The 26,894-nt window shown below is 55.2% G+C and carries 23 protein-coding genes; 9 read left to right on the forward strand and 14 right to left on the reverse strand.

Going from position 1 to position 26,894, the window contains the following annotated elements; all coding sequences use genetic code 11:
* The first annotated feature begins 4 nt into the window (after positions 1 to 4).
* The gene (gene ruvA / locus CA948_RS09405) at positions 5 to 586 is read left to right on the forward strand and encodes a Holliday junction branch migration protein RuvA (protein WP_108727873.1); all 582 of its coding nucleotides are present in this window, start codon (positions 5 to 7) and stop codon (positions 584 to 586) included.
* Between the two features lie 288 nt (positions 587 to 874).
* On the opposite strand, the gene CA948_RS09410 is transcribed toward ruvA, so the two are convergent.
* The gene (locus CA948_RS09410; RefSeq protein ID WP_108727874.1) at positions 875 to 1,834 is read right to left on the reverse strand and encodes a threo-3-hydroxy-L-aspartate ammonia-lyase; all 960 of its coding nucleotides are present in this window, start codon (positions 1,832 to 1,834) and stop codon (positions 875 to 877) included.
* Positions 1,835 to 2,035: 201 nt separating this feature from the next.
* Here CA948_RS09410 and ruvB point away from each other — a divergent pair, with 201 nt between their 5' ends.
* Entirely contained in the window at positions 2,036 to 3,106 is a 1,071-nt protein-coding gene (gene ruvB, locus CA948_RS09415) for a Holliday junction branch migration DNA helicase RuvB (RefSeq protein WP_094197533.1), read from the forward strand.
* 4 nt (positions 3,107 to 3,110) lie between these two features.
* Here ruvB and CA948_RS09420 read toward each other — a convergent pair whose 3' ends face one another.
* Both CA948_RS09420 and pyrC read right to left on the reverse strand, forming a co-directional pair.
* The gene (locus CA948_RS09420) at positions 3,111 to 3,911 is read right to left on the reverse strand and encodes a hypothetical protein (protein ID WP_238988579.1); all 801 of its coding nucleotides are present in this window, start codon (positions 3,909 to 3,911) and stop codon (positions 3,111 to 3,113) included.
* A gap of 87 nt (positions 3,912 to 3,998) precedes the next feature.
* On the reverse strand, positions 3,999 to 5,057 hold the full coding sequence (gene pyrC, locus CA948_RS09425) for a dihydroorotase (protein WP_108727875.1): 1,059 nt from the start codon (positions 5,055 to 5,057) through the stop codon (positions 3,999 to 4,001).
* A 318-nt stretch (positions 5,058 to 5,375) separates the two neighbouring features.
* On the opposite strand from pyrC, the gene CA948_RS09430 reads away from it, so the two are divergent.
* The 3 genes from CA948_RS09430 (at position 5,376) to CA948_RS09440 (ending at position 7,796) form a co-directional block, all read left to right on the forward strand.
* Complete coding sequence (locus tag CA948_RS09430) at positions 5,376 to 5,654, forward strand: SWIB/MDM2 domain-containing protein (RefSeq protein WP_009459783.1); 279 nt, start codon at positions 5,376 to 5,378, stop codon at positions 5,652 to 5,654.
* Between the two features lie 105 nt (positions 5,655 to 5,759).
* Positions 5,760 to 7,199: a cryptochrome/photolyase family protein gene (locus tag CA948_RS09435; RefSeq protein ID WP_108727876.1), complete on the forward strand. Its 1,440-nt coding sequence runs from the start codon at positions 5,760 to 5,762 to the stop codon at positions 7,197 to 7,199.
* An 18-nt stretch (positions 7,200 to 7,217) separates the two neighbouring features.
* Positions 7,218 to 7,796, forward strand: coding sequence for a hypothetical protein (locus CA948_RS09440; RefSeq protein WP_108727877.1), 579 nt, complete (start codon positions 7,218 to 7,220; stop codon positions 7,794 to 7,796).
* A gap of 367 nt (positions 7,797 to 8,163) precedes the next feature.
* On the opposite strand, the gene CA948_RS09445 is transcribed toward CA948_RS09440, so the two are convergent.
* On the reverse strand, positions 8,164 to 8,529 hold the full coding sequence (locus tag CA948_RS09445) for a DUF4870 family protein (RefSeq protein WP_094197537.1): 366 nt from the start codon (positions 8,527 to 8,529) through the stop codon (positions 8,164 to 8,166).
* Between the two features lie 1,946 nt (positions 8,530 to 10,475).
* Between CA948_RS09445 and rng the strand changes: the two genes are divergently transcribed.
* The gene (gene rng / locus CA948_RS09455; protein WP_094196047.1) at positions 10,476 to 11,939 is read left to right on the forward strand and encodes a ribonuclease G; all 1,464 of its coding nucleotides are present in this window, start codon (positions 10,476 to 10,478) and stop codon (positions 11,937 to 11,939) included.
* Positions 11,940 to 12,274: 335 nt separating this feature from the next.
* On the opposite strand, the gene CA948_RS09460 is transcribed toward rng, so the two are convergent.
* The 3 genes from CA948_RS09460 to msbA form a co-directional block, all read right to left on the reverse strand.
* Complete coding sequence (locus CA948_RS09460; protein WP_238988580.1) at positions 12,275 to 12,811, reverse strand: P-loop nucleotide/nucleoside kinase family protein; 537 nt, start codon at positions 12,809 to 12,811, stop codon at positions 12,275 to 12,277.
* A 123-nt stretch (positions 12,812 to 12,934) separates the two neighbouring features.
* Positions 12,935 to 13,393, reverse strand: coding sequence for a hypothetical protein (locus CA948_RS09465; protein ID WP_094196046.1), 459 nt, complete (start codon positions 13,391 to 13,393; stop codon positions 12,935 to 12,937).
* A 30-nt stretch (positions 13,394 to 13,423) separates the two neighbouring features.
* Entirely contained in the window at positions 13,424 to 15,217 is a 1,794-nt protein-coding gene (msbA, locus tag CA948_RS09470; protein WP_094196045.1) for a lipid A export permease/ATP-binding protein MsbA, read from the reverse strand.
* Positions 15,218 to 15,365: 148 nt separating this feature from the next.
* Here msbA and CA948_RS09475 point away from each other — a divergent pair, with 148 nt between their 5' ends.
* From CA948_RS09475 to CA948_RS09485, 3 genes are read left to right on the forward strand one after another with little or no spacing between them, the layout of a single operon-like run.
* Complete coding sequence (locus CA948_RS09475; protein ID WP_108727879.1) at positions 15,366 to 16,271, forward strand: glycosyltransferase family 9 protein; 906 nt, start codon at positions 15,366 to 15,368, stop codon at positions 16,269 to 16,271.
* The gene (locus CA948_RS09480) at positions 16,268 to 17,032 is read left to right on the forward strand and encodes a YdcF family protein (protein ID WP_094196043.1); all 765 of its coding nucleotides are present in this window, start codon (positions 16,268 to 16,270) and stop codon (positions 17,030 to 17,032) included. The genes CA948_RS09475 and CA948_RS09480 overlap by 4 nt, the downstream gene beginning before the upstream one ends.
* On the forward strand, positions 17,029 to 17,322 hold the full coding sequence (locus CA948_RS09485; protein ID WP_108727880.1) for a YkgJ family cysteine cluster protein: 294 nt from the start codon (positions 17,029 to 17,031) through the stop codon (positions 17,320 to 17,322). Before CA948_RS09480 ends, CA948_RS09485 begins: the two co-directional genes overlap by 4 nt.
* Before the next feature lie 32 nt (positions 17,323 to 17,354).
* Here the strand turns inward: CA948_RS09485 and CA948_RS09490 are convergent, their stop codons facing one another.
* The 7 genes from CA948_RS09490 to dnaE all read right to left on the reverse strand — a co-directional run bounded on the left by CA948_RS09490 (position 17,355) and on the right by dnaE (position 26,753).
* The gene (locus tag CA948_RS09490) at positions 17,355 to 18,485 is read right to left on the reverse strand and encodes a glycosyltransferase (protein ID WP_108727881.1); all 1,131 of its coding nucleotides are present in this window, start codon (positions 18,483 to 18,485) and stop codon (positions 17,355 to 17,357) included.
* Between the two features lie 148 nt (positions 18,486 to 18,633).
* Complete coding sequence (locus CA948_RS09495; RefSeq protein ID WP_094196040.1) at positions 18,634 to 19,818, reverse strand: glycosyltransferase family 4 protein; 1,185 nt, start codon at positions 19,816 to 19,818, stop codon at positions 18,634 to 18,636.
* Positions 19,815 to 20,531: a polysaccharide deacetylase family protein gene (locus CA948_RS09500; protein WP_108727882.1), complete on the reverse strand. Its 717-nt coding sequence runs from the start codon at positions 20,529 to 20,531 to the stop codon at positions 19,815 to 19,817. Before CA948_RS09500 ends, CA948_RS09495 begins: the two co-directional genes overlap by 4 nt.
* A 33-nt stretch (positions 20,532 to 20,564) precedes the next feature.
* Complete coding sequence (locus tag CA948_RS09505) at positions 20,565 to 21,362, reverse strand: glycosyltransferase family 2 protein (RefSeq protein ID WP_108727883.1); 798 nt, start codon at positions 21,360 to 21,362, stop codon at positions 20,565 to 20,567.
* A complete protein-coding gene (locus tag CA948_RS09510; RefSeq protein ID WP_094196037.1) occupies positions 21,335 to 22,177 on the reverse strand; it encodes a polysaccharide deacetylase family protein in 843 nt (280 codons plus the stop codon). Before CA948_RS09510 ends, CA948_RS09505 begins: the two co-directional genes overlap by 28 nt.
* Positions 22,174 to 23,280 carry a glycosyltransferase family 4 protein gene (locus CA948_RS09515; protein ID WP_108727884.1) on the reverse strand — a complete coding sequence of 369 codons (1,107 nt, stop codon included), beginning with the start codon at positions 23,278 to 23,280 and terminating at the stop codon, positions 22,174 to 22,176. The genes CA948_RS09510 and CA948_RS09515 overlap by 4 nt, the downstream gene beginning before the upstream one ends.
* Positions 23,277 to 26,753, reverse strand: a complete 3,477-nt coding sequence (gene dnaE / locus CA948_RS09520; RefSeq protein WP_108727885.1) for a DNA polymerase III subunit alpha — start codon at positions 26,751 to 26,753, stop codon at positions 23,277 to 23,279. The genes CA948_RS09515 and dnaE overlap by 4 nt, the downstream gene beginning before the upstream one ends.
* Between the last annotated feature and the right edge of the window lie 141 nt (positions 26,754 to 26,894).

Below are 26,894 nucleotides of genomic sequence, written 5' to 3' on the forward strand. Positions count from 1 at the left end.
CATCATGATAGGTCGCATCCGGGGTACCTTGATCGAAAAACAACCGCCTACCATCTGCGTGGATGTAGGGGGGGTCGGTTATGAAATCGATGTACCCATGAGTACGCTCTACCAAATGCCGGAGCTGGGGGCGCAGGTCAATCTGTTCACCCATCTGGCCATTCGTGAAGATGCTCACGTGCTGTTTGGCTTTTCCAGCCTGAACGAGCGCAGCACTTTCAAGGCACTGATCAAAGTCACCGGTATTGGTGCCCGCACAGCCCTATCTTTGCTTTCAGGAATGAATGCTGAAGAACTGGCCGATGCCATCACTCGCCAGGAGACTTCCCGTCTGGTGAAGATTCCAGGCATAGGCAAGAAAACAGCCGAGCGTCTATTACTTGAACTGCGTGGCAAGCTGGGTGCAGACCTGGGCAGCGGTGGCGCCGTCAGCGCCGTTCCCAATAGCCGTGATGATGTGCTGCACGCCTTGGAGGCATTGGGCTACTCCAACAAGGAAGCCAGTATTGCTGTCAAAGCACTACCTGATGATATTGATGTGTCGGAAGGGATCAAGCAGGCCTTGAAGTCGCTGTCACGCGCGTGACAAAAAACTGCCATGAATAAGAAACCGGGCCGTTCAGATGAACGGCCCGGTTTTTTATATCTATCCATGTGGCAGCTTATCCGCCGTGACTCTTATTGATGCGATGATGTACTGGCTAATTGCCCTATTGGCTTACTGCGGGTTGCTCGTTTGCTCGTTTGCTCGTTTGCTCGTTTGCTCGTTTGCTCGTTTGCTCGTTTGCTCGTTTGCTCGTTTGCAACTCCAGTTTGATCTGCTTTCTGAACCATCGGCAAGATAAATGCTTACGTATGCAAATCACTGACCTCATCAAGCCAGCAGCCGACCCAAGGCGGAGACATCCACATTACCACCACTGATCAGCACACCAACCTTACGGCCTTGCAAATCCCCCTGACGCATTGCCGCTGCGGCACCCAGACACCCTGTAGGCTCCACCACCATCTTCATGCGCTCCGCAAAGAAACGCATGGCCTGAACCAGCTCGGTATCCGGCACCGTCAAAATATCCGTCACCATGCTGCGAATCAGCTCGAACGTCATGGGGGCCAGCGCTTGGGTCAGCGCCCCATCAGCAATCGATGCAGGCGGTGCAATCTTGACGATCGCCCCACTACGCAAAGACTGCTGCGCATCATCGCCCGCCTGCGGCTCTACCCCAAAAACTTCACAAGCCGGTGCCATGGCCTTGGCGGCCAGCAAGCAGCCCGACAGCAAGCCGCCTCCACCTAAGGGAACATAAAATTGCTGCAAATCGGGCACTTCCTGAAACAGCTCCAAAGCCGCCGTGCCCTGCCCAGAAATCACATCAGGATGCGCAAAAGGCGGGATCAAAGTCAGTCCCTCGCGCTCCACCAAGTCCTGGGCAATCTGGGCACGGTCTTGGGTCAGGCGATCGTACTCAATCACTTTGGCCCCGTAACCGCGCGTCGCAGCAAGCTTAAGAACCGGCGCATCCGAATTCATGATGATGGTGGCCGGTATACCCAAGAGCTTGGCTGATAAGGCCACGGCCTGAGCATGATTACCCGAAGAAAATGCCACGACACCGGCTTTTTTCTGTTCATCTGTCAAACGCGCCAGTGCATTGAAACCACCTCGGAACTTGAAAGCACCAATACGCTGAAAGTTCTCGCATTTGAAGTAGACTTCGCCATTCAGACGCTCGTTCAATGTAGTGGAAGTCAGGACCGGGGTGCGGTGTGCCACGGGCGCCAAGCGTTCTGCGGCGGCCACAACATCAGCAAAATCAGGTAATTCCAGGGACATGGCTAAAATCTCGTTTGAAAATTCCAACCCACATTATGCGGGATGCCAAGCGAAGCAGCCTAGACCCGTCGGCACAAAACGATCCTCCCTGTAGCAGAGCGACGATTTGCATAAGCACTCTGTGCACGCTGCCACGAGCCTCAGTACTCAGGCGGCTAGCGCTTGGTGTACCATACTGTATATTCAATCAGCGTAGTCATCATGGCCATACACTCCGATTCGCTCTCCAGCCTGCCTTCTGAACAGCGCATCATTACGCCCAAACCCTTGTCGCCCAACGAAGAGTCCATCGAGCGCGCCTTACGGCCCAAGATGCTGGAGGACTATGTCGGGCAAGCTCGTGCGCGTGAACAGCTAGAAATTTTCATCGCTGCTGCTCGACAACGTCAGGAGGCCTTGGACCACGTTTTGCTGTTTGGCCCGCCCGGTCTGGGTAAAACCACTCTGGCTCACATCATTGCCCATGAAATGGGCGTGAATCTACGTCAAACCTCCGGCCCCGTGCTGGAGCGCCCCGGTGATCTGGCTGCTCTGCTGACGAATCTGGAACCCAACGACGTCCTGTTTATTGACGAAATCCACCGTCTCTCCCCCGTTGTCGAAGAAATTCTGTACCCGGCCCTAGAAGACTTCCAGATTGATATTTTGATTGGTGAAGGCCCGGCCGCCCGCAGCGTCAAATTGGATTTGCAGCCCTTTACCCTGGTCGGCGCGACAACCCGAGCAGGCATGCTGACCAACCCCTTGCGCGACCGTTTTGGCATTGTGTCCCGCCTGGAGTTCTATGACGTCAAAGACTTAACGCACATTGTGGCACGTAGTGCCGGCCTGCTTAATGTCAGCACAACAGACGAGGGCACCTACGAAATTGCCCGCCGCTCACGTGGCACACCGCGTATTGCCAACCGGCTTTTGCGCCGGGTGCGCGACTACGCCGAAGTCAAAACCGGCGGCATCATCCATACCGAATGCGCCCAAGCCGCTCTGTCCATGCTGGAAGTGGACCCACAAGGTCTGGATTTAATGGATAGAAAGTTGTTGGAAGCCATCATCCATAAATTCGACGGTGGTCCAGTAGGAGTAGACAGTCTGGCCGCTGCCATTGGTGAAGAGCGCGACACAATCGAGGACGTGATCGAGCCCTATCTGATCCAGCATGGTTTTTTACAACGCACTCCCAGGGGCCGTATTGCCACCCTGAACACCTGGCGCCACCTGGGGCTCACGCCCCCACGCAATACACAGGGTCAGGACCTGTTCGAGGCAGAATAAGCATTTAGCCCCGGCGGGACCAGGGGCGAAACACCAATAGCAAGGTAATCGCAATCGATACGGCGGCGGCCAACAGCAAGGCCGGCAGCCAGTGCATATACGTGAAGACTAAGGCCAGCGTAGTGCAAAACCCTACCAGACTCCCCGTCCCCCACAAAGCCGAACGCAAGGTCGCTACCAAGCTGGCAGCACCCAGGGTTTGGTGAATGGTCACAGCCACCACGGTATAGCCAATGGGGAAAGCCATAATCAGTCCCGACAAGCTCGGCCCTAACAAAGAACTGCTGGTGGTCACGATAGCGACCAGAAGTCCTGCCAAGGCTCCTCTGAATATCAGCAAGCCCCAGCCCGCCTTCGCTTTGCTGGTCCCTTTCATGCCGGCCAAACGGCGCGACACGCGCAAGCTGAACGCAGTGACGGCAATAAACAAGGCTAGCCCCAGCACAGGCTGCACGGGCATGAAGGACAAAAGCAAGGCAGCCACTGCCCAAGCTGCGACCGCACACAGCAAGGTGCGCCAAGGCGACAAGTTGGGAGCGCAAAGAATGATGAGCAGCAAAAACAGTTGCGTCGCACTCAGCGAATACACGGCATAGGTTGCCGCCTGCTGCACATAATCGGCGGAAAACTGTTGGGACAAAAAATAAAAGCCGGGGCCCAGCACCATGGGCAAGCCCGCCAAGGCACCACCGATCAAGGGGCCAAATGCGCCCACAGACCACGAAACCAAGATCACGACCAAAGCGGTCGCGGCCATGCGTGCGGCCAAGGCAGACCACACCACATCAAGAAAAACAGTTTCCACGGACGTATTTCGCAGTGAGATCAGATATTAAGAGCCGCCCGGCTAAGCGTCATTAAAGACGCAGGAACCGAGCCGCCTCTTTTTTCCCTAGCTCACCACACTCCAGTCCAGAGCCTGACCGGCAGCGAGAGGAATCAATGGCTCACCGGCCATCTCCACAGACTCGGGAATCGTGAATTGACGGCGTTGCAGCGTCATTGTTCCTTCATTGACGGGCAAGCCGTAAAAAGCGGGGCCATTCAAGCTGGCAAAGGCCTCTAGGCGATCCAAACGACCGGCCTTGTCAAAAGCCGACGCGTACAGCTCCATAGCATGCAGCGCGGTGTAACAGCCCGCACAGCCACAGCTTTGTTCTTTGCGGCTACGCGAGTGGGGTGCGCTGTCTGTACCCAGGAAAAAACGGTTACTGTCACTGGTTGCGGCGTCTACCAGAGCCTGGCGATGCTTCTCGCGCTTTAAGACTGGCAAACAGTACCAGTGTGGCTGCAAGCCCCCCTGGAACAGGGCATTACGGTTATAGAGCAGGTGATGCGCCGTGATCGTCGCAGCAACCGGGCCATCGGCCTGGCTCACGTAGGCGGCACCTTCTGCCGTAGTCAAGTGCTCAAACACGACTTTCAGCTCAGGGAAAGCCTTGCGCATGGGAATCATCACACGCTCGATGAATACCGCTTCGCGGTCAAACAAGTCGATGCTGGGGTCCGTAACCTCGCCGTGCATCAGCAAAGGCATGCCCGATTCCTGCATCTGCGCCAGCACCCGGGAACAGTTCTTTAGCAAATCCGTCACACCGGCGTCAGAGTTGGTGGTGGCTCCGGCAGGATAGAGCTTGACGCCATGCACAACCCCGCTTTCCTTGGCGCGAACGATTTCCTCGGGCTGAGTATTATCGGTCAGGTACAAGGTCATCAAAGGCTCAAACTTACCGACGTACTCGGTTTTGGCCAATGCGCTCAGAATGCGCTCGCGGTAGGCCAGAGCCTGTGCAGTTGCCGTAACGGGCGGGGTCAGATTGGGCATGACGATAGCCCGATCAAATTGTGCCGCAGTATGGCCCAAGACCGACTCCAACACAGCACCGTCGCGCAGGTGCAAATGCCAATCATCAGGACGACGAATGACCAGGGTATCCACAGTAGGGCTCATATCTTTACTCAATATCAAACAAAGGCTCCGTGCTTTGAACCGTCAATAAAGCAACAGGTGCCACAATTGCCTGTCAGCAGGCCGAATCCATCATTATGCTACAGCTGCCTGCGCTGCGCATGTCGGCACAGAAGTCCCGAGCCCGAATCAATACTGCGTTGCAGCAGCCTGTAAACACTGGAAAATCTGCTTACAGACCAGCAAAGCTCCTACTCACAAAGGGCTTGGACGTATAAGGAGTATCACGGTATGCTGACAGACAAGTCGTGCCCTAGCGCATAACCCGCCCCTTCAACTCGTTTCTCAGGAGTTCCGTTCATGGCCAGCACTGAAAAAAAACCTGCTACCCGCAAACCCAATGCAGCCTTCATGAAACCACTCACTCCTAGCCCAACACTGGCTGCGGTGATTGGCTCTGGCGCGCTACCGCGCACTGAAGTTACGAAGAAAATCTGGGAATACATCAAGAAACACGATCTTCAGGATCCCAAGAACCGTCGCAACATCAATGCTGACGCCAAACTACGCCCCTTGTTCGGCAAGGATCAGGTCTCCATGTTTGAACTGACCAAACTGGTCAGCGCTCACCTGAAATAAGCGCGGGGTGCTCAGGCACCTTTGGCAGTATCGGGCCGCGTCGCTGAGCTTTCAGCTGCGGCCCTTTTTCATGTGTCATCATCAAGCCTTCGCATCTTCATATCGATGTCAATCTCTACTGCTCCCGATCAAACCCCACGTGTTTTATGCTGGTTGCGCCGCGATCTTCGCCTGCACGACCACGCGGCCTTGCACCACGCCCTGAAAAGCGGTTTGCCTGTGGCCTGTGTGTTTATCTTTGACTGCACAATCCTGGACTCCTTGCCTGCCGACGATGTACGGCTGGCTTTTATACATGACAGTCTGCTGCAGGTGCAGGAACAACTGCACCAATATGGCAGTGAACTGATCACGGCTCACGGTGACCCAGTACAGAAAATTCCCGAGTTGGCAAACCGCCTGAATGCGAAGGCGGTCTATGCCAATGAAGACTACGAACCTGCGGCCATGGCACGAGATCAGACTGTCAGTCATACCCTGTCTGGCCAAGGCATGGAACTAAAGCTATTCAAGGACCAGGTCATCTTTGCGCGGGATGAAATCCTGACACAGCAAAGACAACCGTATACGGTTTTTACACCTTACAAGCGGAACTGGCTGGCGCGTATTCAATCGGAGGATGCACAAGCCTATGACTGCTCGCAAGGAGAATGGGCCGCCCTGCCAGAGCAAACCCTACCTGACTTGGAAGAATTGGGTTTTCAGGAAAAATCTCGCGCGAAACTGCTCAGTCCCGCCGGTTGGCAAGGCGCCCAGACATTGCTGGAACAATTTGAGCCCAGAATCCATGCCTATCATGAACGCCGGGACTTTCCGGCCAAACGAGGCGTGTCCTATTTAGCCCCCCATCTGCGCTTTGGAACACTATCCATACGCCAAGCCGTATCTCTGGCTTGGCCCAGCGACTCCGATGGCGCGGCCACCTGGCTGAGCGAACTGATCTGGCGAGAGTTCTACCAGCAGTTCCTATGGCATCACCCAGAAACGGCGACAGAGAGCTTCAAGCCGGCCTACAAGGACCTGCCCTTCCCTAATTGCGAAGACTGGTTTCAGGCCTGGAAAGACGGCCAGACCGGCTATCCAATTGTTGATGCCGCCATGCGTCAATTGAACCAGTCAGGCTATATGCACAACCGGCTGCGCATGATAAGTGCGTCCTTTCTGGTAAAAGACTTGCTGATAGACTGGCGATGGGGGGAGCAATATTTTGCCCAGAAGCTGCTTGATTACGATATGGCTTCTAACGTGGGGGGCTGGCAATGGGCCGCTTCCACCGGATGCGATGCGCAGCCTTACTTTCGCATCTTTAACCCCATCACCCAATCGCGTAAATTTGATCCAGACGGACAGTTCATACGTCGATATGTGCCCGAACTGGCGTCGCTGGACAAACAAGCTATTCACGCGCCTTGGCAGGCCAAGCAGCTCCCTATCGAATTCAGGTCAGGGAAAGACTACCCGGCCCCCATCGTAGACCATGACACACAACGGCATCTTGCTTTGGCCTTATTCAAGCAAGCAGGAGAGCAAGAACAAGCGGATTGAAATACCTTAAGGATAGTTATGTCAGATAGCTTCAAGCGACCTTCTCCGATCAGTACCTCCGTATTACTACAAAACCTGCAAGCCGCTCATCCCCAAGCACAAGTGGCCGTTCTGGATTTCAGCGCAGACCATGCCGAAATCAGCTTGGCTCATCAAGGCGCCCCTGTACATACGGAGCACTTCCCGGAACTTAGCGCAGTCCAGCTGTTGGCCAATTGTTTTTCAGACTCAAGCTCACGCCAGGCGCAGTTGGAGCATGCCATTGAAGTCGTCGAAGACGCCATCATGCCGGCCAGTCTGGATCTACGCCAGTTCACGGTATTTGCCACGGCTGAATATGCAGAAGAACTACATGCTTGGCTCCATACAGCTCAAGGCAATGAACAGCACATCATCAATCGGGACATGATCGACGATCTGTTCACCCTTTATGCCGCCGCCAGCCAAGGGGCCGTCAGTCTGAAAATGATCAACGCTAACTCTTTGGAAAATATCCATCAGCTAGTCAACAATCAAAACCTGGGTATATACCTGCTACTGCTGCGTGAATGCATGCACCATATGCATATCGAGCAGGTTCACTTGCTGGCGCCCTGAGGCTTGCCCTTTGGGGTTTTTATAGGTGAAGAGAAACCCAGCCATGCAGGAAAACACCCAACATAAAACCAGGCATCCTTCAGTACAAGCATTCAAGCAGCAAGCATCCTGGCTTGCAGTGGCCTAAGCTCCTGAAACCAGGGCAAAACGTCTTATACTTTTTTGAAACCCCTGACATAGGGCGCAGAGAAGATAAGCTGCCAGCCGTCACGATGAGGCTGAGTCAACACGCATAAGCAAAGGGCCCAAGACTAATCGTACCCAGAATGGAGCAAAACGAGATCACATAAAAAAAGGTGCTCATCAGAGCACCTTTTAAAATACTTCTTTCTGGTCTGGCCCAGAACTCTTCTGATACTGGATCGGCCTAGTAATCGTGGCCCAGCGCCTGACCACCAGCCAAAGCCAACCAGCCTTTGATCAAGCGATGAACGATCCAAACCAAGGCCACCAGCGCGGTTACCCAACCAATGAAGATGGTCGTTAGCAAAGCGCTCAGCACCACCCACAACAGACCCCACCAGAAAGTCTTGATAACCCAGTCCAGGTGACTGGCATAAATGGTGCCCGACGCATCACCGCGTTTGACGTAGGCCAGGATCACGGCTGCCACAGCCGCAGCACCGAAGATACCTGCACTGATCATAGCCAAAGAAAACAAGCCATAGCAGATGTGCGTGATCTTGCGCAGCGACAAGCCTGGTTCAAGCTCGGGGCTAATGGGCTGATTCATTCGGTTCTCCTGAAACAAGCATTAACAATAACGATACCGAACCATTTTACCCATACTTTGGGCATTAACCGTATGACAGTGGCAGAGCTACCACCATATGAATAGAAGAAGTAGCGGCCTGAAGATAAATCCTATATCCCGAGGAAGTACACACCCCACATACTCAATAGACACGGTAGGCAGCAGCCGAATAGAAAGAAGGGGAATCGGTAACCGAAACGAGCTGATGGTGATGCAGGTGTGCAGAGCTATCAACAACAAACACTCCACACAGCCGGAGTCAGGCAAGCACCATGACGATGGAAGCGACGGCGGGTAATCGAACAGAGAAATGAAGGTAGGTTAAGAAGCGCCCGGAATGAGTTTTTACGGGTGGGATGGAGAGGTGTTGTAGAAGAAGAATGGGGAAGATCCAGCGTCCCCCCAGCCGATAGGCCATCAGCTCGATCAAACCAAAGGCTCTCTTGGCTCACCAGATGCCAATCCACGTAACTACCCGAGGCAAGCCGGAGAAGACGGGGCGAACAACAGCCATACAGAAGAAGGAAGGAAGGAAGGTGAGGCTGAAGGCTCCGACCTGTATTGGCAGCACCGGATGCTACGCGGGGGAGCTACTCGATGGGCAAGCCGAAGCAGACACGAGTAAGCCGTACAGAAGAAGAAGAAGAAGAAGAAGAAGGGAGACAAGGTGCCCAGAACGGGCCAGGAGGAAGGAAGGGACGTCCGACCGATGATCGCAGGGATCCGGTCCTTATGCCGCCAGAACACAGCTGGGCAGCCGTGTGTACGTGTGGCGAGCAGAACCTAGAACTTTAACACAGAATTTTCTGATTTGTCAAGCTCCGGATTTTACACCGTGTCAGTTACCTGACCAGTCATTCAAGCTTCGGTGCGGGCCTCTTGGCCAAGGCGGTGAAACTTGTCTAACTGCTCTCTGCGGCGCTTCCGGGAAAACCCTGTGCGTGCTGCAGCGAGAAAAGAACTATAGCACGATGATTTTCCGCCTTGCAAGCCTTCTTTGACATTTTTCTGGATATTTGAGGAGGAAAAATTCTGCAGAACGATGTAGCCGATTGATAACTATGAAGAATAACTATAAAAATAATTTTTTGATTAACTTCGAATTTTTGCCTACGGGCGGAAGACTTCAGCCCTCTACAGAGCAAAACATGGACTGACCGCTGTTTTCCTCACAGAAATTCGTCAGATCATCCCCCCCACCCTCTGATAACTCCCCCCTCCATATAGATAGGAGGGGAAATTCCTTCCCAAAATAGTCGTCTGTCGATGGATCGGCTGACTGACTGACTGACTGACTGGATGGATGGATGGATGGATGGATGGATGGATGGATGATTGGATGATTGGATGATTGGATGGTTGGATGGTTGGATGGTTGGATGGTTGGATGGTTGGATGGTTGGCAAACAGGCTAGCGGCGGTAAACACACAGCGCCATGCCCTCGCCCCAAATCAAGAGTGTCTCTATATAGATAGGCGGTTGAGTGGCCTCCAAGATCGAACACGATGCAGAGCTGTTAGCCGCTCGGGGCCCCGGTACGGGGTGTTGGGGCGAGTCAGACGACTTGCCGCAGTCGGAGTCACCATCGGGGATGCAAGCAGTCTGCTGTTTGAGCCCAAGGTTTGTGATTGGTCCGGGGGACCAATCACTGGGCGAGTTCAGACTGCGCCCTGATGGTGGCTCTGACAAGGGGACCGGCGCGTTGCGCCGGCACGTAGTCCGCCCCAACACCCCGTACCGAGGCCCTGAGCGGCGTCCTACATAGAGCGGCTAGAACCACATCCACCCCAAAGCAGCCTCCAGAACAAAGGCAAGCGAAGCATTCCTTCTCACTAAACTCTCTATATAGTCATAAAGGCATAGCAGCCTCACTGACTTGGCCCTACACTAGCTCGGAACAGATATTCCTTTAGCGAAACTAACTATGCATGAAGACATCCTGATTAACGTCACTCCGTTTGAAACCCGTGTTGCCCTGGTCGAGCAAGGTGCTGTCCAGGAGATTCATATCGAGCGCAGCATCCAACGCGGCTATGTGGGGAACGTGTATCTGGGAAAAGTGGCTCGGGTTTTGCCCGGCATGCAAAGTGCCTTTATTGATATAGGGCTGGAACGCGCGGCATTTATCCACGTGGCCGACTTGCGCCAGAATCGCGCCGAGCGCAATCAAGGTAGTGCGACCACGCCAATTGAAAAGCTCCTGTTCGAAGGCCAGTCTTTATTAGTACAAGTCATCAAGGATCCTTTGGGCACCAAAGGCGCTCGTGTCTCGACGCAGATCAGCATTGCTGGCCGCATGCTGGTGTATCTGCCTTTTGATCCTCATATTGGTGTGTCGCAACGCATTGGTTCGGATGCTGACCGGATCGAGCTGCGCGAACGCGTCAGCCGTCTGATGCCCAAGGATGAAAAAGGCGGTTTTATCGTACGGACTCAAGCCGAATGCGCAACCGATGAAGAGATCAGTGCAGACCAGCTATACCTGCGCACCTTATGGACCCGTATTCAAGAGCGTATCCGCGAGCAAGGCGCCCCCTCTGTGCTTTATACGGACTTGAACCTGGCGCAGCGTGTTTTGCGCGATATGGTCACACCCAACACCCAGTCCATCGTGGTGGATTCGCGCACGGTCGTGCAAGAGATGAAGGAATGGGCACAGATTTATACGCCATCCGTGCTGGAGCGCATTAATCATCACAAAGGCAGCCGCGCCTTGTTCGATACCGCCCATGTCGATGAAGAGATCAACCGCGCCTTGTCACGTCGAGTGGATCTGAAATCGGGGGGGTACTTGATTATCGATCAGACCGAAGCTCTGACGACGGTAGATGTGAATACAGGTGGTTTTGTCGGCGGCCGCAACTTCGACGACACGATTTTCAAGACTAACCTAGAAGCAGCGATTGCCCTGGCCCGCCAACTGCGCCTACGCAATCTGGGTGGCATCATCATTCTGGACTTTATTGATATGGACGACCCCACTCACCGGGAGTCTGTCTTGCAAGAGCTGCAAAAAGCACTGGCCAAAGATCGTACTCGTGTGACGATCAATGGCTTTAGCCAGTTAGGTTTGGTGGAGATGACACGCAAACGCACGCGTGATTCCTTGGCGCACCAACTGTGTGAGCCCTGCCCCACCTGCCAATCGCGTGGTTCCGTACGTACGGCCCGTACCGTCTGCTATGAAATCCTGCGCGAAGTGCTGCGCGAGGCCAAGCAGTTCAACCCTAAAGAGTTCCGTATTCTGGCGGCTCAGGAAGTGGTGGATCTGTTTCTGGAAGAAGAAAGCCAGCATTTGGCCGTGGCGGGCGACTTTATCGGCAAGCCTATCTCCCTGGAAGTAGACCCGCACTACTCCCAGGAACAGTACGACATTATCTTGCTGTAAGTGCTCTGCTTTGGGATTGGCTGGGTAGCCAATCCCCTTCATCCCTTATCGCACGGCAAGATCTCTGCAGTCTGCAAGCAGGTATCACTCAATAGCGGGTTGGACTCAGTCGGCCAGCTCAATAGAACAAATCAAACAAATAGAGCAAAGCGCTTTATGTGCGCCATGAGTGGTTTGCCATAAAAGGCATCAACAAACACACCACTACACCCAGGCTAACGCTGTATTACAGCTCACTCGCGCGAGCATCGACACACACAAAGCCCAGACACACATGCAGAGGCAGTCAAGCAAACGGTATCTGGCAACTAACAGCCAGAAAACAAGCCCGTAGCCTATTCCGCAACCTGATGACGAATAACATTAAAGCCCTCTGACTGCTGCGGTGCTACAAAATAGCGGCTGAACAAATCAAACTGCGCTTCAGTTGCTTCAAAGAGATGTTCCCCACGGGCATTACGGGCATGCAAACGCGCTTTACACACAGCATCAGCCACATCCAGATAATGCAGTTCGTGAGCCACGCCCGCGTTTTCAATCAACTCCCGCGCCCAAGCTCGTGTTGCCAGCGTGTTGGATGGAAAATCCAGCACCACGGATACCCCGGCCTGTAACAGACCCGTAATATGCGGTGCCATGGCGGTACGCAACAAGCCGGAACAACGAGCGTAATCCTCCAAAGACCCAATTTGACTGGGATACAAGCTAGCCAGCCAAAAGTCTTCGCTGATCAGGACTGTCTTTGACTGCTCGGACAGTTTCTTGGCGAAGGTGGATTTGCCCGCCGCAATCTTGCCGCAAATCAGATAGAGCATTGTTGCCGTCACGGCGGTCTGTTTGACTTGGGTTGTAGAGGCAGAATCCATCATCATCTCTCTTATTAGAAGCAACTAAAAACAATAAACCCGCCTGAAAAGACGGGTCAAAAGCAGGCTTGTCCTGCCGTTTGGGCACCTCACGTATTGGAAGTGCCTCCCTGCACAACGCTTGAACTATTACAGCGGTGCAACGGGGACAAAATCATCCTCGGGCAACACCTCTTTGGGCGCATCATCAGGATTGCACACGCCCGGAGCACGAATAGAGGTGAAGATTTCCTTGATTTCTTTTTTTACATCGGCACGGTAACTATAGACCTTGGCATCTACCCACCCCTTTTGCATCAAGGTCAGATCAATCAAAATACTGTTATCCCAACCCGCCCCCGGCTCCAGTTCATAACGCAAGGTGCCGTAGCTGGCCTGCCCCGGTTCCATCTTGAACACAGCGGCTTTGCCACACTCTGCCTGGTGCTTGAACAAGGCACGCTGAATGCTCACAAAATCCATATTGATGCGTCGCTCAGTCTTGAAAAAACTGGATCGACGCAAATCCTGCTCCCGCAATTCTGCATTCTGCTTGGCACATCCTGCCAACACAGCCAGCCCGGCCAGCGCAAGAATGATCTTCTTCATGATGTTCCTTATCGTGCAGCCTGAAGCCGCTTATTCGTTGAACTGAAACTGCATTTGGTAGAACCCGGCATACACACCATTGCGGGCCAGCAATTCGTCGTGACTGCCCTGCTCAATAATCCGTCCCTCATCCAGCACCAGGATTTGATCGGCATTTTGTACGGTAGACAGGCGATGAGCAATCACCAAGGTACTGCGCCCCTTCATCAAGGTTTCCAGAGACATTTGAACCTGACGCTCGGATTCGTTATCCAAGGCGGAGGTTGCTTCATCCAGAATCAAGATGGGTGCATTTTTTATCAGGGCGCGAGCAATTGCCAAGCGCTGACGTTGGCCACCTGACAGGAAGTTGGCGTTCTCACCAACCATCGTATCCAAGCCTTGAGGCAAACCCTCTACAAACTCACGCAGATTGGCTGCTTCCAGGGCCTCCCAGATACGCTCCGGTGAGACCTCGGCTCCCGCGCCATAAGCCACGTTTTGGCCGATCGTCGCCTCAAACAGCACCACATCCTGGCTGACCAAAGAAATCTGGCTACGCAAGCTGCGCAACGTCAGCTCTTCCGAGGGGATACCATCGACCCGCAGTTGCCCGCTGCTTGGAATTAGAAAGCGCGGCACCATATTGGCCAGCGTGGTCTTGCCACTGCCGGAACGACCAACCAGCGCAATGGTCTGGCCGGGCTGCACCGCAAAACTGACCTCGGACAAGGTGTCGCGATGGGCGTTAGGGAAACGGTGAGAGACCGCATCAAATTCGATATGGCCACGAACGGGCTGCTTGAACTCCCGTGTTCCTGTGTCAGGCTCCGGATCCTGATCAACCAGCTTGAACACGCTTTCTGCCGCTACCAACATGCGCTGCATGGTGCCCGTAATATTGGTCAAACGTTTGATAGGATCAAAAATCTGCCCCAAAGCAGCCATGAACGCCGCAAAACTACCGATAGTCAGTGTGCCGGTATTGGCCTGATACAAAGCCACAAAAATCACCCCGGCCACAGCGATGGACACAAACAACTGCGTAATGGGCGACAAGGCCGCATCCGCAGAAGCGGCGCGCATGGCAAAACGGCGCAGGCGCGCGCTCACGTACATGAAACGTGTGTTTTCACGCTCGTAGCCGTCAAACAGCTTGATGACACGCTGAGCATCAATGGCTTCGCTGACCACGCGGGTCAGCTCGGCGTTCATATTCACCGTATCGCGGTTAATGCGGCGCAAGCGACGCGACACCATCTTGGCAACAAAGACCGACGCGGGCATGACCAAAAACACGATGACCGTTAATTGCCAGGACATATAGAGCAAGACGCCCAGCAAGGCAATCACTGTCAGGGTTTCACGCACCACGACCGTGACCACCTCGGTAGCCACCCCGGTCATGGTGCCAGCATCAATCGTAAAACGGTTCAGCAAACGCCCCGTATCCCCTTGCTTGAACTCCGAGTCGGACAATCCCAGCAAGCGGGAGAACATGTCGCCACGTAAAGTCAGCAACATTTTGTTGGCGATCCAGGCAAACAGATAGGAGCTACCGTAACTGGTCACACCCCGCACAAACATCAGTCCGATCACGGCCAGCGGAATGGACCACATGTAATCAGGCTTGGCACCGGTAAAGCCATCGTCCAGCAACGGCTTCATGATCACCGCCAGCACCGGCTGGGTAGCCGAGGACAGACTGACCAGGATCAATGCCAACACCGCTACCTTCCAATAAGGCAGCAAACGGCTGTAAATGCGCCTCCAGAGATCGGATTTGACGGGATCGTGCCCAGCAGGCTTGATTTTAGTTTCTATGGCGTTGGACAACGAGGACACCCTATATACTATCTAATTGTGTTTATTCTAACGCTCATTGCCTGAATCGAGCGTCCCCGCTTTGGTTCGTTCTGCCTCGTTGTCCCTGTTCATGTCTGATCCCTCTGCCCTTTACCTACGATTGCCTAATTGGCTAGGCGATGTATGCATGAGCCTGCCGTGTTTACAGGCTCTGCTCGATACCGGTTTGCCCGTTGTGGTTTGCGCCCGTCCCTGGGCCCGCGAGCTGCTGTCGGCGTACCCTTTGCATGGCTTCATCCCCATGAGCAGCCACTGGCACCAGGATGCCAAAGCCATACGCCGCTATCGTCGCCAGCACGGCCATCGCCATGCGTATGGCCTGCTGCTACCTGATTCGCTTAGCAGTGCGCTCAGCTTCAAACTGGCTGGCCTGCCAGCCTGCGGTTATCGGGACGACGGCCGTAGCCTTTTATTACGTTGGCCTTTAAATAAGCCGCAAAAGCGGTTGCACGCGGTGCAATCCTGGTTCTATATTGTTCAACAGGCTTTGAAGCTGTGGAATTTGAACCCGGCAGCCGAACAAGCCCCAGCCACCCTGGATTTGACGCTCAGCCCCCTGCAACGGCAAGAAGGCGACAACAGTTTGCGCCAAGCCGCCCTGCGCCCCGGTGACTATATTCTGATCGCCCCTACTGCAACGGGATTGCACAAAGGCCGCGTCAAAGTCTGGCCCTATTTCGACCAACTGACCCGACATCTGCAAGCCCAAGGCAAAACCGTCATTATGTGTCCTCCGCCCAACGAGCATGAGGCTGCCCTGCACAATGCGCCCAGCGCACGTTGTCTACCGCCCCTACCCTTAGGGGCGTTTGCACGGCTTTGCCAACAGGCGCAGTGGGTAGTTTGCAATGACTCTGGCGTCTCCCATGTCGCCGCGGCCATCAAGGCGCAGCAACTGACCTTATGTGGCGTCACCAACCCACAAGACACGGGCCCCTGGTCACCACGGGCGATCTGCCTGGGACGTGATGGCCAATGGCCTACGCTGAACGAAGTGCTGCACGTGTTGGAGTCAGAACAGGAGCACCCATGAGCGTATCGAGCATCCTGACCAGCCTGGTCATTCCATTGAACTTGTTTGCAGCCCTATTACTTCTGGCAGTGTTGCTGTTTATCTTGCGCCAGCGTAAAACGGCTGCCGCCCTGGCCTTGGCCGGACTGCTCTGGACCGGTGCCTGGTCCCTGCCTGCCACCAGCCTGTATGCCGGTGGGTATCTGGAAAAAATGTATCCCTACCAGCCTGCTGAACAGGTGATGCAGGCCGATGCCATTGTGGTTCTAGGTGGCCACACTGCCCAAAACCGCAGTAATTGGTTCTTACCACAGACAGCCCAAAAGACATCGGCACGCGTAGAACGGGCGGCTGATCTGTATAAGGCAGGACGTGCGCCTTACATCGTCTTGTCGGGAGCAGCGCTGGACGGCGGCATCAGCGAGGCCAAGGTCATGGCCAACACCCTGAACAACCTGGATGTCCCCACCTCGGCCCTGCTGATGGAAAACGACAGCCTGACCACTCAACAAAATGGCGAATATACGGCCAAGCTGTTGCAAGAAAAGCAGGCCAAGCATGTCCTGCTGGTGACTTCAGCCTTGCACCTGCCACGTGCCATGGCCATTTTCCGCAAGCAAGGGGTTGATGTGATTCCAGCCGGTGCAGCCCCACAGTTAACGGTTCCGAACAGTCCCGGGTTTTCCAGGTGGAAACCCAATCTGATGGCCCTGCAGTCCAGCCGCTCCATCATTAAAGAATATGTCGGGATTCTGGTGTATTGGTCCCGAGGCTGGGCATGATTTGTCGCTCCGAATGCGGGGCCTGCTGTATCGCCCCCTCAATTTCCAGCCCTATCCCCGGCATGCCCCACGGCAAGCCAGCCGGTGTGCCCTGTATCCAGTTGGATGAGCAACTGCGCTGCCGGATTTTCGGCCAGCCCGAACGGCCTGCCTGTTGCTCTGGTTTACAGGCCTCGCCTGAAATGTGTGGCACCAAGCGCGAAGAAGCCTTGCTCTGGCTGGCAGAGTTGGAAACGCTGACAGCCCCCCCCAGCCCTAACGAGCGAGATATAAAAAAAGAGGTGTTCTGAAATACACTCAAAACGCCTCTTTGTATACACCCTTAATAAGCTGACGCTGACAGCGCCCGCGCTTTCAAATAGGCCTGATAGGTATCTACTGAAAAGCGTTGCGCGTCAAACCGCTTCTCTGCCCGCTTCCTGGCCCGTCTGCCCACCGTTTGCAAGCAATATTTCTGACACAGCATGTCTCGCACATGCGCTTCAATGGCCCCGACATCACCGCAAGGCACCACCCAGCCTTCATACAAGTGTTCAATACTTTCAGGCAAGCCACCGGCATTGGAAATCAGAACTGGCAGCCCCAGTGCTAGGGACTCGTAACACGCGTAGGAGGCAGATTCTTTATAAGACAACACAAAACCCACATCACATGCAGCCAACACCGAACGTACATCCTTGACCAATCCAGGAAAGAGCACTTGTTCGGCGCAACCCAAAGCCTGCACTTTTTCGCAGACGGCGGCGGCTGGCGGATCCCCCGCCACCACCACCCGGACTCGCTGTTTCAGCTCTGGTTCCAGACGAGCAACCGCCTCCACCAGCAGCAACCAGCCTTTTTCCAGATCGGTACCACCTACCGAGCCCAGCACCAGACAATTGTCAGGCAAAGTCGAGCCGAAGAGCGTCTGACGTGCGGCCCACTTTTCCTGCGGGCTCACTGGACGATAATGCTCCAGGTCCAGGCCGTGATAAATACGTTCCACATTGCAACGTCGGTAATCGGAATTAGCCAGTTGCCGCGCCACATAATCGCTAACGGCAATACAAAGATCCGTCCCAAAGCGCGCCCGCAAGCGGTTACCCACGCTATGGAGACGGTTGGTATTGTGTTTGGTCCAGATAATGACCGGAGGATTAGGCAGCGTTTTACAAGCGATCATGACATGGCGGTGATCGGTGCTGCCATTGCAATGCACGATATCAAAAGCCTCGCGCTGCAAAAAACGGCGCAAACTCCATATCTCTGATAACGCCGTCCCGATACGGGCGGTGTACAGGCCCGGCAACACTCTGACGCCAGGTACCTGCAAAGCTTCACGATACAGTCGGCCTGTTGCCGGGGCCGCCAGAGTGAAATCACACTGATGAGCCAACCCACGCAACAAACCCAAAATATAGGTAACATGGCCTCCGCCATTACCGTGATGAATATCAGTGATCAGGACCTTCAAAACTCGCTCCGTCAGCGGCTATGAATGACAGGCAAATGCTCTGGCCGAGCATCTACGGGTCACAAAGTGTATCCGCTATTGCGCAAGCTGAACAATGACTGAACAGCAGTTTTGAAAATTTAATACCAATAACAAAGAAAACAGCGTTTTAAGCTTGGCGGCGAAGCAACACTTTTTGGTACAGCTCCTGATAACGACTTGCCACCGCAGGCCAACTGAACTGGGCCAGCAATTCCCGAGAGTTCTCGACCAGATTACGGGCCATCACCGGATCCTTGCTGATTTTCTCAATCGCTTGGGCCAGTTCCTGGGCATCTTCCGGATGGCTGAGCAGCAAGGCGTGATAACCACCCTGCACATATTGGGCAAAGCCGCACCACGGCGCCGGACTTAGGACGACCGGCAAACCATAGGACATGGCTTCCAGCGGTGCCATGCCAAAGCTGTCATTCAGGGTGGGATGCACGTAAATATCGGCAGCACGATAAAAGGGTTCGACGTTCGAGGTCTCGCCTTGCAAGATGACACGATCCTGCATATTCAGAGACTGCAACTGTTGGCGCATCTGATCTCGCAGGCCAGGTTTTCCACCCACCACCAACAGGCGGTAATGAGATGGCAATTTCGCCAAGGCCTCCAGCACCGTACTCAAGCCTTTGCGCAGGGGATTGCGCGCCACCAGCAGACAGACGACCTGCTCCTTGGTGAAACCCAAGGACTCACGCACTTTGGTACGCTCTTCCCCTTGCAAATCGGCTTGCGGCAAGGCCACGCCAGGAGCGATAACGGGATAATCGTGCACGCTGCCATAGGCTTGCTGCAATTGTTCGGCAATCAAGCCTGAAACGGCGACAACGGCATGAGGACCGGGCCGCAAACGGCGTTTTTCCAGACCCAGATAGCCCCAGACACGCGGGCTGAAGTAGGAACCCAGCTTTTTAAGCCAGGGCAAGGGTCGCACCCGCCAGTTGAAACGCACGGGGGTGACATGAACCACTTCCACGTCCCCGCACCACCCGTTCATGTGCGAATGCACAATATCAAAACCTTGGGCCGTGGCCTTGGCCGCCTTGCGGGCGAACAGGATGCCGCGTATCCAGCCAGGCCAGTGTGACCAATGACGGATAGGCACGTAGGCCAGCTTCAAGTCGCAACGACTGTCATACTCACGCGCAAACACGGTAATTTCGTGCTTTTCGGCCAGTTCACGCATCAGCTCCACGCCATAGGCCTCGGCACCGCCAAAGCGGTTACCAAAACGATCGACCACAAAAGCAATGCGTAAACGCTCGGCAATCGCAGCAGGCGTGTCGTGGATTTGATCTGAATTCATGAGCGGGAAACCGTACGGCGCTTGTCTTCCAGGCGTGTCACGCACTTTTGCACAAAGCGCAAAATATTGGTGGAACGCGAGACCGTCACGCGGGGCAAATCAAACAAGTCATCGTCCGAACGCGCCAGGCCACGATTGGTGGTGGTGGCGTTCAGATACCCTGCCTGACACACTTGCTCACGGATAGCCTGATTCTGATCGCCATAGGGATAGCAGAAAGCGCTGACTTCCACTTGCAGCGCATCTTGCAGCTCTGCCTTGGATTGCGCGATCTGGTAATGGGCAATTTCCGAGGACACATCAGTCAAATGCACATGGTCCAAGGTGTGCGAACCGGCTTCATGACCGGCATTTACCCAGGCGCGCAGCTCGGGCAAGGACATCAGACCGGAATGCGGCACACCTTTGGGTTGATCCCAGAAGTTGGAGCCGTCCAGATGCCGCGCAACAATGTAATTAGTAGCGGTAAAGCCCAACTCATCCAGCACCGGCATGGCATTTTGAAACACGTTACGGTAGCCGTCATCAAAGCTGATTCCCACAACCTTGCCCTGCTTTTCACCGCGCAGGTACGGCATCAATTGCGCCATGGACAAACCTTGATAGCCCAAGCGCTTCAGCCACGTCATCTGGCGCCGAAAATCAGTGGGATGCACGGTCAAGCCTCGATACGGCGAACCTTTGGGAGCAGGCACCCCGACCTGGTGGTACATAAGAATCGGAATCATAGGCGGCATTATAAAGGGCTAATCAGACTTCTGACGGGTGTAATACCACAGCTTACTATATCGAAACAAGCTGCCTGCAGCGGCCATACACGCCAGGATGAAGCCTTGCGGGCCGTCCAGAAAGCCGCGTCGAACAATATAGTGACGTACAAAGGTCCAACTGGCATGACCGGCAATACCCGGCAAGCTGGTGGTCTTGCCCTTGGCCTGCATTTGACGGGCGGCATCCGAGGAATAGCGGTTGATCTTGTCAATAAAGACTTCAAGGCTGGCGTAGGGGTAATGCAGGAAATGCCCATCCAGAATCAGGACAGGATGTTCAGTCTGCACACTTTCATGGACTTTGGCATCGTTAAAGCGAGCGGTACCGCGCTTGAACAGGCGCAACACCCGGTCCGGCCACCAGCCACTATGACGCATCCAGCGGCCAGCAAATTCAGACAGGCGGGCAATCCGGTAAGCCGTGCCACGCGGCTGGGCTATTTCCTGCTGAATCAGCTGTGCCAGCTCGGGGGTAACGCGCTCATCCGCATCAATGGACAGCACCCATTCGCCCGTGGCCTGATCAAGCGCCCGATTCTTCTGCGGCCCAAAGCCGGGCCAATCCGGGGTAACCGTGACTTTCGCGCCCAGGGAACGGGCAATTTCCACGGTCTGATCGGTACTGCCCGAGTCCACCACAATGATCTCGTCAGCAAAGGCCACCGACTCCAGGCAGGCACGAATATGCGCCTGCTCGTTTTTGGTAATCAGGATAACGGACAGGCGCTTGCCGGAGGCGCTTCGCTCTACTTCTGTCGTTGACGACGACGCCATGCTTTCCACCTGTTGAAAATCGGACCAATCACGGGATGTACCGCGACATTCAGCCTGCGCCCGACTGACACGCCAGTCGTATCACGCACGGCGAAGCGATAAATATGCAAAGGATCGCTGCCAGGCTGGTTGGAGCCAAAGGCACGCGTCGTGTACAGATAGCGGAAACCTGCCTGCTGGGCGACCTGCACGTAATCTGGATCAAAATAACCTTGAGGCCAGCACAACTGATCGGAGACCGTACCCATATTGGCTCTCAAGGTTGTACGCGACTGCTCCAGTTCCCAGCGCATCTTGTCATTCTTTTGATCGCGCTGTTCGCTCAAATCCCAGCGAGTATGGGTATGGGTGTGGCTGTGGAACTCGAACACGCCATCAGTCTGCATGGCGTGGATTTCACTCCAGCGCAAAATCACCTCGTCACTACGACCTTGCTCGATACGCGCTTCACATTCACGATGATCCGGGCATTCGGGCACGTCCTGGCCCTGGCCCAGATAAGGACGCACAGGCCCCTCATTGATCCAGCTCGTCACCAGGAAAATCACGGCATTGAAGCCATATTTTTTCAGCAAAGGATAGGCGTAGACCCAGTTATCCAGGTAACCATCGTCAAAGGTAATCAGCACCGATTTGGGCGGTACACCCTGCCCTTGCAGATGGCCTACAAACTGCTCGGTTGTCAGGCTGGTCCAGCCATGCTTTTTCAACCATTGCAAATGTTGCTCGAAATGCTCGGGACTGGCATTGATCATGCCCCCTTCCGGGGTGACATGGTGGTACATCATGACGGGCACCGTGCTTGCCACTTTCATCCCTGAAGCTCCTTTAACCAGCGGTAGTAAGCGCTTTCCAGCCGGTCACCCATGGCAACCGGGGTAAAGCGCTCGTCGCTACGACAAAACAGGCGGCCTGCGGCTCCCATGTCCTGACGCAGCTCAGTACTTTGAATCATTTTTTCCAATGCGGCGCGCCACTGCTTAGGGTCATGCAAGTCCGCCAAAAAACCGCTGTGACCGTCCAACATCATCTCCGGCACTCCACCGACGCGGCTGCCCAGCACGGGAATGCCAGCACACCCCGCTTCTACAAATACGGTGCCCGAGGCTTCCATATGGGTCGCCAAGGCAAAAATATCCAGATTGGGCAGAATCGAGGGCACATCCGCACGAGCGCCCAGCATATGAATCCGCTCCTGTAATCCCAGCTCCACAATCAAGGCCTGCAATTGCTCGTAGCCCGGCGAGCCGCCCCCCACCAGCACCAAGTGCAATTGAGGATAGCGGTCAAACAAGGGATGCATAGCGGCAATCAGCTCACGATGGCCTTTCTCACGGCGCAACACGGCAACGCAGCCTACCAGCAAGGAGTCAGATGCCAAACCTAGCTCAGCGCGCAAATCCAGGGCGGGTGCCGAATCGATCACACTGGGGTCCACACAGGGGTAGACCACCTGGACATGCTCAGGCTTCACGCCGCGCTCGATCAGGTGATCGCGCACATAATCGCTGGGCGTGATCACTCGTTTGGGCACGATGGTGTAAGACATCAAGGAACCGACCTTCTTGGCCAGATGACGCGTGCGCACAATCAAAGGCGTCCCCGCCAAGCGTCCGGCCACGCCAGCCAGCATGGTGTCCCGGCGGCTATGGCTATTGAGCACATCAAACCGGCCTTGACGCAAGACCCGACGCAATTGGCGCACACCGCGCATGTAATTGGCCGGGCCATCCATCAACAGGGTATGAACAACAAAGCCTTCATCGCGCAAGCGCTCGGTCAATTGTGCATGGGGTTGGCAGGCAGCCTCCACCTGATGCCCGCGTTCACGTAAGATGCGCATGGCGCGCAAGATGTAGTTTTCCTGACCGCCAAAACTGGTGGCCGCTTCCGAGTGCAGAATGCGCAAGGGCCTCATCGGTAGCTGATCTCCACCTCGTGTGTGGCATCCCAGCCTTCCAACTGCTCCAGCAAGGAATCAGCCAGACGAACACGCCATTGCGGGCCTAGCTGCACCACACATTCGTAATCGGGGCGTTGCAACTGCACCTCTACCGGCACACCGCCCTGCTGCTCGGCTCGATGCGGCGCCAGCAAGGCTTGCAAACGCTGCGCGTCCGCATTGTTATTCAAAGCAATGCTCAAGCAACTGGCACGCGCTTCACGGGCCAACTGCAGATCAAAAATCGAATCGGCATTGATACGCAGACCGCCGGTGTAGTCGTCGTTGCTGACCTTGCCCTGAATGATGATCAACTGGTCTTCTTTCAGACGCTGGCGGTGCTCTTCAAACAGTTCATTGAAGATCGCCACTTCCAGTTGCGCCGAGCCGTCATCCAGCATGGCATACAGCATCTTGCCGCGACGGGTCATGCGTACCCGCACGGCTGACAGCACGCCAGCAAACCACTGCGGGCTGCGCGAGGCTTCCAGGCGTGCCAAGGGTGTCGGTGCGAAACGACGAACTTCATCCCGCCAGGCGTCAAACAAGTGGCCGCTAAAATAAAAACCCAGTGCCGTCTTTTCCTGACGCAAGCGATCTTGCAGGCTCCAAGGGGCGACTTTCGCGACCTCGCCTTCCACGATATCGTTGGAGTCATCATCAAACAGCGAGGATTGATTCGCGCTACGCTCGGCCTGCTCAGCCGCTTCCGTGGCGGCACCAATACTGGCCAGCAAGGCGGCGCGGTTTTCGTCAATCGAATCAAAAGCACCGGCGCGTACCAAGGCTTCAATCGTGCGCTTGTTGACCTGATGACGGTCCACGCGACGGCAGAAATCAAACAGGCTAGTAAAAGGACCGCCTTGCTTGCGAGCTTCCACAATCGCTTCAACGGCGGCCTGACCCGTCCCTTTCACAGCCCCCAGGCCGTAACGCATGGTACGCGGCGGCAAGCCTTTTTCTGTATAGCTGTCCTTGACCGGCTCAAAGCGGTAATTGGACGCGTTGATATCGGGTGGCAAGACTTCCACACCGTTAGCCAGCGCGTCTTTCCAGAAAATCTGCACCTTGTCGGTATCGTCCATATCGGACAACAAGGTCGCGGCCAGAAACTCGGCCGGATGGTGCGCTTTCAACCAGGCCGTCTGATACGCAATTAGCGCGTAAGCAGCTGAGTGACTCTTGTTAAAGCCGTAACCCGCGAACTTTTCCATCAGGTCAAACAACTTCACCGCCAGCTCAGGGTCGTGACCTTTCTTGACCGCCCCTTCCTCGAACAAGACGCGATGCTTGGCCATTTCCTCGGGCTTTTTCTTGCCCATGGCACGACGCAGCAAGTCGGCACCACCCAGTGAGTAGCCACCGATAATCTGCGAGATCAGCATCACCTGTTCCTGGTAGACGATCACCCCGTAGGTGCTGCTCAGCGTGCTTTCCAGATCCGGGTGGAAATAATCCACCTCAGCCCGACCGTGTTTCCGGTTCACGAAGTCCACCACCATGCCCGACTCCAGTGGCCCCGGACGATACAGGGCCAGCATGGCGATAATGTCTTCAAAGGTGGAGGGCCGTAGACTACGCAGCAGCTCCTTCATACCGCGCGATTCCAACTGGAACACGGCGGTGGTATTGCCTTCGCAAAGCAGTTTGTAGGAGGCGTCGTCATCCAATGGCAAGGCCATGATGTCGAACTCGCGCTTGTCGGCATTGAACTGGCGCACATAGCGCACGGCCCAGTCCAGAATGGTCAGGTTACGCAGGCCCAGAAAGTCGAACTTGACCAGACCGGCTGCCTCCACGTCGTCCTTGTCGTATTGCGACACGGCGTTGGCGTCGGGGCCGGACTGCGCGTACAGCGGGCAAAAATCAATCAGCTTGCCGGGCGCAATCAGAACCCCCCCGGCGTGCATGCCCACGCTACGAGTCAGGCCTTCCAAGGGGCGGGCCAGATCGATCAGGGCTTTGACTTCTTCGTCGTTCTCGTAACGCTCGCGAAAGGCAGGCTCATCGGCCAGCGCCCGTTCCAGCGTCCAGGGATCAGCAGGGTTGAAAGGAATCAGTTTGGACAAGCCATCGCACAGGCTGTAGGGCAGCTCCAGCACACGACCGACGTCACGCACCACGGCTTTCGCACCCAGGGTACCGAATGTGGCAATCTGGCTGACAGCCTGGCGGCCATACTTCTGTTTCACGTAATCAATCACGCGTTCGCGGTTGTCCTGGCAAAAGTCCACGTCAAAGTCAGGCATGGACACCCGCTCGGGGTTCAGGAAACGTTCAAACAGCAAGTCATAGCGCAAGGGGTCCAAGTCGGTAATCCCCATGCTGTAGGCCACCAGCGACCCCGCCCCCGAGCCCCGGCCCGGTCCGACCGGCACACCATTGTGCTTGCCCCAGTTAATGAAGTCCGCCACGATCAGGAAGTAGCCGGGGAACCCCATGGAGATGATGGTGTTGCACTCCCACATCAAGCGCTCTTCGTAGGTCGGGCGTTGCTTCTCGCGCTCCTGGGGATCGGCATACAGCTGCGTCAAGCGGATTTCCAGACCGTCCTTGGCCTGCTGGATCAAAAAGTCGCCCAGCGACATGCCATCGGGTGTCGGGAAGTCGGGCAGATAAGGTTTGCCCAACTCCAGCTCCAGGTTGCAACGCTTGGCAATTTCCAGCGTGTTTTGCAGTGCAACAGGAACGTCCGCAAAACGCTGCTGCATTTCATCCGTGCTGAGAAAGTATTGCTCTGGCGTAAAACGCTTCACACGCTTGGGGTTGGCCAATTGCTCGCCTTCAGCAATACATACCCGCACCTCGTGCGCACGGAAATCGTCCCGTGCAATAAACTGAATCGGGTGCGTCGCCACCACCGGCAATTCCAGCTCTGCAGCCAAACGCATGGCGGCTTGTACATAAAGCTCATCGCCGTCCGCACCGCTGCGCTGCAGTTCAATATAAAAGGCACCGGGGAACAAGTCTTCCCAATGGCGGGCACAATCCCGGGCCAAGTCCAGATTGCCATCGGCCAGGGCATGGCCAATATCACCCATACGCCCGCCGGACAAGGCAATCAGGCCACTACACTCTTTCAACCAGGCGCGCTGTACCTCGGCACGTCCTTTGTACTGGTTGCCCAGCCAGGCACGGGTCAAGATGTCGCACAGGCTCAAATACCCTGCTTCGTTTTGCACCAGCAAAAGCAGGCGTGACGGTTTTTCGCGGTCTTCCTCGTTCTGCAGCCAAATATCACAACCCATGATGGCTTTCAGCCCGGCTTTACGCGCCGAGGTATAGAACTTGATCTGTCCAAACAAGTTGCACAAATCCGTCAACGCCAATGCAGGCTGCCCATAGGCCTGCGCTTTTTTGATCATTTCGGGAATACGGGCGATGCCGTCCACCACGGAGAACTCCGAGTGGGATCGCAAATGGACAAAGGAAGGGGTGGTTTCGCTCATGATGGAATTGTACTTAAGCCAATGGACATTGGTGGCCCTGAAGCGATGCTCAGGGTGAATAAGGGCAGGCAATATGTTTCGATTGGTTCACATCTGGCTGAACAACAAACGCACAATCACCCGCCCCCTACCGACCAATAC

It is taken from the genome of Alcaligenes aquatilis, from assembly GCF_003076515.1.
GTDB classification, from domain to species: domain Bacteria; phylum Pseudomonadota; class Gammaproteobacteria; order Burkholderiales; family Burkholderiaceae_B; genus Alcaligenes; species Alcaligenes aquatilis.